Genomic DNA, 10317 nt, shown 5'->3' with positions numbered 1-10317 from the left:
GCTCCTCATGCCATTCTCGCAGGCCAGCCCGCGAATCCGCCGACCACGTGTGCCTACCTACTGATGAAGTCGGGTCTTGCAGGCGGTGCGGTGGTCGGGGGCCGGGGCTGCCGTGTTACTTCCCGTTGTCCTCGGCCAGGGTGTGGGCGACCAGGGCATTGGCGTGGCCGTGGCCCAATTTGTGTTCGGTCTTGAGCCAGGAGACGAGCTCCATGTGCTTGGTCAGCGGGGAAGACCGGATGAGCGTCTTCCACTCGGCGATCGGGCGGCCGTATTTCTTCTCGATGGAGGGGAAGTAGCTGGCCGGGCCCTTCACTGCGTCGGTCATGGGGTACCCCGTTTCCTGTTGAACGATCTTGAATAGGTGGATGATGGCCGTCGGGACAGTGAGCGGCTAGTGGTCCGAGGGGCCGGTGGCCAGCCGGGCCGTCACCGCGGCCAGCCAGAGCAGGCCGAGCCCGGCACCGGCGGTGAAAGCCAGAACGGTCACGGCTGAGGCGGCGAACCCGGCGAGAACCGCCACCGGCACGCAGCGCGAGGCGATGGCCCAGCCGCGGTGGCCTCGGGCCGCGAGAGGCCGGGCCATCAGCAGGAAGGCGCCGCACAGGGCGAGATAGCCGATCATCCCAGCCGCCATGTGCACCGTGCCATGGGCACTCAGCACGGTGACGTCGGGAGCCCCGGCCGGGAAGCCGGCCCCCGCGTCCGCGGGGAACACGGCGGCCGCCCAGAACGAGGCGCCGAACACCCCGACCAGGACCGGTCCCCACGCTGAGCCCGGGTCACCGCACAGCGCCCGCCGGAGCCCGGCCGCGCCGACGATCAGCAGGGTGCCGGTGAGCACGAAGCTCACCGTCTGGACCCACCCCGCCTCACCGAGGGCGAGCTGGCTGAGCGCGTTTTGGGTGAAGTCGAAACCCTCCCGGCCAAACCCCTGGGCGAGCCCGGCAGCCATAAACAGCGGGCCCGCCGCCATGCCACCGGCCAGGGCGCGCCGGGCCGCCGGCCGCGCAGGTGCGGCCGGAGTGGTGCGGGGCGTGGTGAGCGTGTGGGTCATGGCGGGCCTTCCTCGTCTCGTTGGTGCCGCTTATACGACCGAGGCCGGACGGCGAAGTCATCGCACAAGATCGTGTGACCTGCATCACGAACGGCCGAGGAACGTGCGATCTGTCGGCTTGGACCGTTCCGGGTTCGATCGGCGCCGCAGCACCGAGTGCGGCGCGTTCGGCTTCCGCGAGCGCGCGGATCGGTCGCGTGCCGGGGGGCTCGGTGCTCCAACCCGTCACCGTCACCAGAATCCGCCCGCTCGATGGGTGCTCCCGTCAGAACAGTGAATTGTCGCCCCGCAGTCGGCGTCGCAGGAACGTGGCGAACGTCTGGTCCTCCAGGCGGGTGAGCGCGGGGCCGTCCAGCAGATCGCCAACCCGTGCGCGGGCGCGGCTGTATCGAATGGCGATGGTTGCTGTCAGTCGTATGCCGATTCCGTTCAGTTGGGTGACGAGGGGCTGGGATACCTGGGACCAGGACGACAAACCGTGCCGTCCGGTGCTTGTGGGACGGGGGCCGCCATGCCGAGAAGCCGTGACCAGGATCGTGTGGGCGGTCCAGCCGTCGTGTTCCCGCCCCGGTTGGGACGGGCGGCGGCGATGCCCCGGCTGCTGGACCTCGACGGGCGCGGTGAGCTGACATCCGCACACGTACGGCTGGTCGCCCAGGCGTTGGGGAAGTCGGAGCGGACCGTGTGGCGGTGGCTGGCCGCAGCACGCACGGATCACCGCCTCGCCCGGGTGGAGGCCTCGCGCTTCACGGTCACCACGGAAGTCCGGAGGCTGCTGGCGCTGTGGGGCGGTAACGCCTCCCGAGTCCACGCCGAACTGGTGCAGCGGGCGGCCGAGGATCCAGGCGCGCCCGCGGTGCCGTCGCTCTCCACGCTGCATCGGGCGATCCGCCGGGACCTGACCCGCGGTGAGCGGGCCGGCCTCAAGAGCGGGGAAGCCGCCCGGCGTGCGCATGACGTGTTCGGGCAGCGTCCGGCCACGCACCGCAACGCGGTGTGGGAGGGCGACCACAAGCACGTGCCCGTCGAGGTCGACGTGGAGGGTGAGCTGGCCACGCCGTGGGTGACCTGGTTCATCGACTGCGCCACCAAAGCGATCGCTGGGGTGGCGGTCACCGCGCACGCGCCGAGTCGGGACGCGGTGCTGGCCTCGCTGCGGATCGCGGTCACCCGCAGTGCCCCGTTCGGGCCGGTGGGCGGGCTGCCCGGTCAGATCCGGGTGGACCGCGGCAAGGAGTTCCTGTGCCAGGCGGTCACCGCGGCGATGGGCGCGCTCGCCGTCCCCGTGACCGACCTGCCCGCCTACACGCCGCACTTGAAGGGCACGATCGAGGCGCTGAACGACGCGGTGGAGGAGATGTTCCTCGCCTCGCTCCCCCGCTACACCGGCCGCCAGAAACTTAACGGCGGCCATCTCGCCGACCCCGACGCCCCGCCCCTGACGTATGAGGCGTTCGTGGGACTGCTGCTGGACTGGGCGGGCTGGTGGAACACCCGCCACCAGCCGTCCGCGCTGAACGGGAAAACCCCCCTCCAGGCGTGGCAGGCCGACGCGACGCCGCTCACGGATGTGTCCGCGGGGCAGCTGGCGACGTTCGCCCTGGAGGACGACGGTCGTACGTACACGATCAGCACCAGCGGGGTGCGGTGGCGCCGCCGCGACTACCTCGCCCCGTGGATGAACGGCCGGACCGGCACCAAGGTGTCGGTCCGGCACCTGCCCCACCACGACGACACCATCGAAGTCTTCGATGCGGCGACCGGCCGCCACCTCGGGTCGGCGTTCCTGGCCGCCGCCGCGAGCCGGGAACAGATCCGCGCCGTCCAGGCGGCACGGACCGCGGCCGCCCGCCGGCTCAAGGCCGATCTGAAGGCCGCGGAGAAGCTGCGCCGCCGGCGCTTCGAAGCCTCCACCACCGCCGCCCCGCCCAGGCCCCTTTCCTCTTCGACCTCTGCGCAGGTCGAAGAGGAGCTGAGCGCGGCGGCGCAGACGGACCGCCGTGCGCTGGCCCGTCCCGATCTCGTTCCGCACGGCCCCGCGCCCAAGACGTGGGCCCGCCCCAGGCCCCCGCGCACACCTACTCCTGATGAGGACAAGAGCTGATGATCGCTGATCTGGATTACGGGCTGCTGCCCAACGAGAGCGAAGACCACTTCCTGGGCCTGGAGCAGGCGCAGCTGGTGGGCACCGACACACTGCTGACCACCCGGGACAACATCGAGGCCGTCATCGAGGCGAAGGCCATGATGTGCGTCTACGGGCCGGCCGGATCGGGCAAGACGATGTCGGTGAACTCCGCGCTGCGCCACCTCGCCCCGGACATCACCCACCGCCTGGAACTGCGGGCCGGACCGACCCCGCGCGACATCCGCCATGGTCTCTTCCAGGCGCTGGGGCTGCCCGGTGAGCCGCCGGCCCGCCCGATCGAGTTCGACACCCTCCTCAAGGAGGCACTCGCCGAGGAGTTCCGGGTCCTGGTCTGCGACGAGGCGCAGTGGATGAAGAAGACCGGGTTTGAGTTCTGGCGCCACCTGTGGGACGACAAGCGCACCAACATCGCGGTGATCTTCGCCGGGGGCGACGGCTGCTACAAGGTGCTGCGCCGCGAGCCGATGCTGGCGTCCAGGATCTTCATCTGGCAGGAGTTCACCCGGATGTCCAAGGACGAGGTACGGGCCACGATCCCCGCCTTCCACCCCGTCTGGGCGGACGTGGACACCGCGTTGATCGACGCGATCGACAAGCAGGCCGCCCACGGCAGCTTCCGCAATTGGGCCAACATCACCACCCACGTCCTCGCCGGGATGAAGAAACTGAACCTCAGACAGGTCGACGAAGACCTCGTGCGCTGGGTCTACAGCAAGATCGGCGGCATGTAGTGACCGCTGGCGGCCTCCCAGCCGTCACCGTCCTCATCGACAAAGACGACCACCCCGCATGGACGGCCGCCGCGCATAGCGCACACAACCCGGACCTGGAACGTCTGACCATCGACCCCAGCCCCGCCAACGGAGCACCCGCGGCCCTCGCCCACGACCTGCTCTACGCCCTGGGCAAACGCCTCCCCACGGGCGGAGAAACGTACGGAACATGGGCCGACTCCCAGCGCCCCGCCTGGGACGCCGTCGCCACCTGGATACTCACCCACCGCATCGACCATCTCATCGTCTGCCGCACCGACCGCCTCACCACCGCCCGCCAGAAACAACTGCTGACCCTGCGAGAGCGATGCGGTATCCGCCTCACCCTCCTCTGGCACCGGCCGGTCACCCCCGCTCTGAAAACGCTCCTCGAAGAGACCCCGTACCGCCTCGTCGACGCCCTCCCCCAGGCCCGTATCGCTTTGAGGCATACGGGACACCCGCCGACGGGCACGCGAAGCGCCGGACAGCAGCGGCCCACCGAACCAGCCCCTTGCCAGGACGACGGGCAGTGGATCACCTCCCCGGCACCCTCGGACGGCATAGCGACAGACCGTCCAAAACGCGCCCGGTGCCAGGGCGCACCCGTGCTCGCCCCCACGACGAGCGGCACACCGCCCGCGCGAGGACATGACCGCACACCAGCAGACGTACTCGCTGCCCGGCTGACCACGGTGGCGCACCCGCTGCACGCCACAGCCCTGACCATCCACGCGGTCACCGGGGCAGACATCAGCCGACTCGCACTCATCCGCGGTATCGACATCAACGAAACGGCGACCGCCGTCAAAGTCCACGACAGCACAGCCCACCGCCGATGCCAGGTCTACCCCCTCCCCGCCTGGACGCGCCCCCTCATACACGCAGCCGGCATCCACGGACAGCTCAAGGACCGTGCCCCGGACAGCCCGCTCTTCCCGCTCATCACCGTCCAAGGCGGCGAACAACTCGCCCTCACCGCAACAGGAATCCGCTACCACCTGAAGCCCACACCGTAGAAGGCGACACCGGCCGCCCCGCCCCCCACTGCCGGCACCCAACCCCTGCCACCACGGCCCTGAACAGCGACAACACACCCCGCGCCATACCGACCGGCAACCAACTGACCTGCACCATCACCAAAAACGTCAGCCCCAGATCGGCATCCGTGTCACCACCCGAAACCCCCACCACACCACGCTGAACAGCAGAAACCCGATACCAACCGCACTGACATCACCATGCCGAACCACCACCGACAAAAACTTACAGATCATCATCGACGCGTTCCGGTAAGCCACGCGTCGGCCACCCCGTGGGACATGGCTCCCGAGTCGCACAGCGGTTGACCTGCCGTCAGCACCATGCGCGGCCTCGAACGGCGCGGATGTGGCGATGAGCTGCGGATTCCGACGCCTTGATCGGCTACACCACGTGGCGGGACGCCACCCGATCGAGTCCCTATCGAATCCGGAGCGGTTCAGATAAATATCTGTACCTCATGCACCAAGGGCTGAGACAAAAAGCCTGGTCGCCTCCCTGTGACGGTGCCCTACATCGAGCGCCATCTCTGCGCCCCGGCTGGCAACGGTGAGGAGCCGTCCGTCCGCACGCCGGTCGACCGAACTCATGCTCCGGTCGGCCACCCACAGGACACGGATCGGCGTATCGAGGAGCTTGTTGTACGCGACCACCAGGACGCGTCGATCGGTGAGAACGACGAAACAACCACGCACGCCCCGCCATGCCGCCGGGCTGTGGGGGTGACGGGCCGGGAACACCACGACTGGGGACTCTTGTTCTTCCAGCAGCGCCCCTACCCGGTCGCGGTCCTTCCATGATCGCCCGCTGTAGTACACGGTCCACCACGCCGCGATCACCAGTGCGTAGATGATTAACGCGGTGGTGGCGCCGGTGCCATACACAAAGATCGCTGCAAGCAGGGGCAGACCCAACCACAGTATGACGAATACGGCCAGCCGTGTGCGTAGCGCATGGCGCACCACCCCACGCGGTATCCGAGACCCGGCTTCGTACATTCCCTCATCCTCATCGGATCGTCTCGAGAGGCAGGGTGCCCCCTGAGGGGCACCCTGCAAGGCTATTTCTTAGAGTCCTCTGCCGACTCGGCTGAGGATCGATCCGGCTCCGCCGCCACCGATGGCGCCGAACGCGGCGCCTCCAGCACATGACTTGAGGAGGTCTCCACCGCGTTTCCCGTTGTACGAGTCGGAAGTCATCGCGCCGACGCAGCCGCCAAGGCCGAAACCGATGTAGGGGTTTCCGGTTACGACGGTTGCCGTGATCCCGATTGCTGTGCCGAGAACCCCTCCCAGCACCTCTCCCCACCCCCACAGTCCGGTGGGGTCGATGATGTTGGTGGGGTCGCCGGAGGCGTAGAGGTACGGGTTGGCTTCCAAACCAGCCGGGTCGGGCTGGGTGAAGCGGCCGATGTTCGGGTCAAGGTAGCGGGCCTTATTGTGGTAGAGCCCGGTGGGGTCCTGGTAGCCACCCGTGAACCGGTAGGGCTGCGGAACCTGCTCTGTCGCATCGGTGATGCCGTTCGGGCTGTAGTAGTACCAGTTGATCTTCTCGCCGCTGTCGTTGATGACGGCTTCGACCGTGCCGAGTTTGTCGGCGAGGTAGTAGTACGTCTTGCCACCGGTGCGGAAGGAGTTGAGGGTTCCGTTCGGTTCGCGCGTGAAGTTGGTGTCGACTCCGGCCTTGGTCTGGGCGGAGAGGCCGACCGGTCCGTTGTGGAACAGGGTGTCGCCGAACTGGGTGCGCTCGGACTGGTCGGTGGAGGCGTACCGGGCTGCGTACTCGCTGCCTCCGGTGGTGAGGGAGGTCATCTGCGAGAAGTCGTTCCACGCGCTGGTACGGGCCGCATCCGGCAGGGGCCGGGCTGCGGTTTCGTTGCCGGCCTTGTCGTGGGACCAGCCGGTCGTGTCGCCGTTGACGCCGGTGATCTGTGAGGCGTCGTCGTAGGTGTAGGTGGTGCCTCCCGGGCACGCGTCGCCGACTGCGGCGGCGCGCAGGGCGGGAAGGTTGCCGTTCTGGGAGGTGAGGTTGCCGGCCTTGTCGTAGCAGTACAGCCAGCTGTTGTTGACGTCGCCCGTGGAGGTGCTGGTCTCCTGCGCGTGGCGCAGGCGTCCGGCGGAGTCGTAGGTGTAGGTCCGCTTCAGGTCGTCCACGTGGTCGGTGCGGGTGCGGACCTGGGCGCCGTCCTTCGTGACGCCGCCGCTGGTGTAGGCGTACGAGTAGGCGATGTCGATCAGGGTGCCTTCCAGGCCGGAGGTCGCCGTGATCCGGGTGGCGCGGTTCGACTTGTCCCGTGTGACGGTCTCCACGGTTCCGCCGGGCAGGGTGGTCTTGGTGCGGGCGTCGTTCGCGTTGTACTCGTAGGCGGTCTTCTTGCCGTCCGGGGCGGTGAGTGAGGTGAGGCGGTTGACCTCGTCGTAGGCGTAGCTCACGGTGCCGGCCGGGTCGGTGTAGGACTCGACGTTGCCCTCGGCCGTGTACTCCAGGACGGTCTGCGAGCCGTCCTGCAACGTCCGCACGGTCTCCCTCGACAGCGGGTCGAAGGCGTACTTGGTGATGCCGGTGGCGTCGGAGCGCTGCTTGAGGTTGCCGTCGCCGTCCCAGGCGTATTCGGCCCACCCGGTGGGGCCGTTGGCCTTGGTGATGCGGTCGCGGTGGTCGTAGGTGAAGGTGACGGTGGTGCCGCGTCCGTCGGTGGTGGTCTTCACCCGGCCGGCGTCGTCGTAGGTGTAGGTGGTGGCGCCCTGCGGGTTGGGTGGGGTGACCTTGGTGAGGTTGCCCGTGGCGTCGTAGGAGAACTTGGTGACCTTGCCGCGCGCGTCCTCGACCGTGCAGCGCTGTCCCTGGAAGCCGCCGCAGGTGGGGGCGGCGGGGTTGTAGGTGAAGGTGCGGGTGCCGCCGTCGGTGCCGGCGACCGTCTCCTTCGTGGGGTTGCCCGCGGCGTCGTAGCTGTAGGTGACCTCGACGCCGTCCGCGCTGGTGAGCTTGCCTGGGACGTCCGCGCCGGCGATGGTCTGGTAGCCGGTCAGCGATGCGGTGGCTCCGGTGGGCAGCTTGAGGGAGGACAGGTTGGAGCGGGCGTCCCAGCCGTAGGCGGTGACGTTGCCCGGGGTGCCGCCGACGCCCATGGCGTCGATCGCGGTCTCCAGGTTCAGGTTGGCGTCGTAGGTGCGTTCCCGTGTCTTGCCCAGGGCGTCGGTGACCTTGGTGATCTCCCCGTCGGCCCGGTGCTCGTACTTGGTGGCGTGCCCGGCGGGGTTGGTGACCGTCGTGGTCCCCGCCTGGCCTTCGCCGGTGGTGTAGGCGTAGGTGTAGGTGGGGCCGGTCTCGCCGGAGCCGTCGAAGGCGGTGGCGCGCTTCATCGACGTCACGCGATTGTCCGCGTCGTAGGTGAAGACCGTCACCCGGCCCTCCGGGGTGGTGATCTTCGTCAGACGGCGATCGGAGTCATAGCCGAACGCGGTGGCCTTGCCCTCGCTGTCAGTGATCTTGGCCAGGTCACCGGAGGGGTTGAGGTCGTAGACGACGGTGCGGCCCGTGTTGTCCTTCGCCTGCCACTGCGAGGCGTCCGTCTTGACCAGGTCGATGAACCGGCCCGAGCGGGAATCGGTGAGTTTGAAGCCCTTGTGCTCGTCGCCCTCGTCGTGCTGGTCGATGAGGATGTGGCCGCCGTTGCGGTCGGTCACCTTCACCAGCGTGCCGTAGGGGCTGTAGGTGTCCTTCACGCCCGAGCCGCGGTCGGTGACCGTGTACTCGCCGTCGGAGGTCTTCTTCAGGTCCAGCCGGTAGCCCTTGGGGGTCGCGTAGGTGCCGTCGGACTTCTCGGTGAAGGTGACCGATCCGCCGGTGGCGTCGTACAGCACCACCGTGCCCTCGTCGCCGAGGATCTGCAGGTACCGCTCGTAGCTGGTCCACCAGCGCTGCGACACCTTGCCCCACGGCGCGTCGAGTGAGTTGTAGGTATGGGTGAGCTGGAGCTGCTTGCCGACACCGGCCAGCTGCAGTGCGGTGTCCGCGAGCATGAGGTTGCCGGTGGAGTAGTTGATCCGCGCTACGAGGGAGTCGGTGACGCGGACGTCGGAGATCTGGTGCCACGGCACCGCTCCCTGTCCTGTGGGGACGTAGGAGGCGAGAGCATCCGCCTGCAGGGCCCTGCGCTGGGCTCCTCCGGTGGCCTCGGTCCGGGTCTCCTGGGCAGCCCGCCAGCGTGCGACCTCATCCGAGACCTTCTCGCGCTGGGCGGCGGGCGCCTTGGTCTTGCCGACCTTCACGGCCGGCATCTTCGCCTTCTTGTCGCTCTTGCCCCACACGGTGCCGGGCTTGTCGGGGACGGAATCGGCGGCAAGGGCCGGCACGGCACTGGCAGTGAGGGCTACGGCGATCGCCGCCGCCACGGTGGCACGTCTCGCCCGGTTCCGGGTACGTCTGCGGGACGTGCTGATGGCTCGTAACGACACAGTCATCCCTTTCGCTGTTGGGCAGCGGAGCACAGGGAGCAGACAGGCCAGGAGGGAACCCTCACATGCATGTGGCGATGGAGATACGTGGTGGCTACCCTGGCCGTACTCCCGCGCTTGCTGGAGACCGCTCGCGTCGGCGTCCGCCCAGGAACGTACTCGGCATTTTGTGATCCCCTCAGTCACTGGCATATACCGCTGTCCTGGACCCGGCGGAGCGGCGGCCACCATAGGCAGACACGCCGATACCCGATCAAGACGTGAGATCGATCTTGGCGCGAGAGCAACGGCAGCCGGAACGATGCCTGAGTAGCCCTCTGAGCACACTGATCAGCAGGCAAGTCCTGTGGCCATCGTGAAGTGGAAGACTCGTGTGATTCTGAGCGTAGGGCCGGAATGACTGATTCCTGCCACACCCGAAGGCACTTCGCCGTAATCCACTACCGCCAACTTTGCCCGCGGCTTCGGCGAGACCTGAGCGGTAGGTCAGCGGCGGGTGACGGTGAAGCCGGTGGTGAAGCCGGTGTCGTTGACGGCGGCGGTCACGCCGCGGTCGAACCACTTGGTGACGTTCGGCTGCATCTCGGTGATGGTGCGCATCCGGGCCTCCCAGTCGTGTCCGGCCGGGCCGCGCCTGCCGTCGCATCCGGTGCAGCCGTCCTCGCCGTGGATGTGGCCGGCCATCCAGGCATTGACGGCCACGTTGATGATGATCGCGTACAGGTCACCGCCGGTCTGGGCCAGGAAGTTCGGCACCCCGGCAAGGACCAGGGCGAGCTCGAGATTATTGAGCTTCCTCCAACTTCGAACCCGCAGGTCATCGGGGCTGGTGTGAGTCAGCGATCTCGTACTCGTACTGGT

At 68.1% G+C, this 10317-nt stretch carries 7 protein-coding genes and 1 pseudogene; 3 read left to right on the top strand and 5 right to left on the bottom strand.

Translation table 11 applies throughout. The annotated features are described in order from the left end of the window. Positions 1-115: 115 nt before the first annotated feature. On the bottom strand, positions 116-328 hold the full coding sequence (locus tag JL475_RS36860) for a DUF4287 domain-containing protein (RefSeq protein WP_202282548.1): 213 nt from the start codon (positions 326-328) through the stop codon (positions 116-118). 66 nt (positions 329-394) lie between these two features. Then, a complete protein-coding gene (locus JL475_RS36855) occupies positions 395-1057 on the bottom strand; it encodes a DUF998 domain-containing protein (protein WP_202282547.1) in 663 nt (220 codons plus the stop codon). Between the two features lie 538 nt (positions 1058-1595). Here JL475_RS36855 and JL475_RS36850 point away from each other — a divergent pair. The 3 genes from JL475_RS36850 to JL475_RS36840 are packed head-to-tail and all read left to right on the top strand — an operon-like array spanning position 1596 to position 4977. Further along, positions 1596-3161 carry a transposase family protein gene (locus JL475_RS36850; protein ID WP_307825308.1) on the top strand — a complete coding sequence of 522 codons (1566 nt, stop codon included), beginning with the start codon at positions 1596-1598 and terminating at the stop codon, positions 3159-3161. Beyond that, the gene (locus tag JL475_RS36845; RefSeq protein ID WP_202282546.1) at positions 3161-3937 is read left to right on the top strand and encodes an AAA family ATPase; all 777 of its coding nucleotides are present in this window, start codon (positions 3161-3163) and stop codon (positions 3935-3937) included. The genes JL475_RS36850 and JL475_RS36845 overlap by 1 nt, the downstream gene beginning before the upstream one ends. Further along, positions 3937-4977 carry a hypothetical protein gene (locus JL475_RS36840; protein ID WP_202282545.1) on the top strand — a complete coding sequence of 347 codons (1041 nt, stop codon included), beginning with the start codon at positions 3937-3939 and terminating at the stop codon, positions 4975-4977. The genes JL475_RS36845 and JL475_RS36840 overlap by 1 nt, the downstream gene beginning before the upstream one ends. Before the next feature lie 480 nt (positions 4978-5457). On the opposite strand, the gene JL475_RS36835 is transcribed toward JL475_RS36840, so the two are convergent. The 3 genes and pseudogenes from JL475_RS36835 to JL475_RS36825 all read right to left on the bottom strand — a co-directional run. Then, on the bottom strand, positions 5458-5997 hold the full coding sequence (locus JL475_RS36835) for a hypothetical protein (protein ID WP_202282544.1): 540 nt from the start codon (positions 5995-5997) through the stop codon (positions 5458-5460). A gap of 69 nt (positions 5998-6066) precedes the next feature. Continuing rightward, on the bottom strand, positions 6067-9279 hold the full coding sequence (locus JL475_RS36830; RefSeq protein ID WP_202282549.1) for an RHS repeat-associated core domain-containing protein: 3213 nt from the start codon (positions 9277-9279) through the stop codon (positions 6067-6069). Between the two features lie 663 nt (positions 9280-9942). Further along, a pseudogene (locus JL475_RS36825) lies at positions 9943-10317 on the bottom strand (hypothetical protein); the annotation flags it as partial.

It is taken from the genome of Streptomyces sp. M2CJ-2, assembly GCF_016757295.1.
Taxonomy (GTDB): domain Bacteria; phylum Actinomycetota; class Actinomycetes; order Streptomycetales; family Streptomycetaceae; genus Streptomyces.
This window is presented reverse-complemented; position numbering and strand designations above follow the sequence as displayed.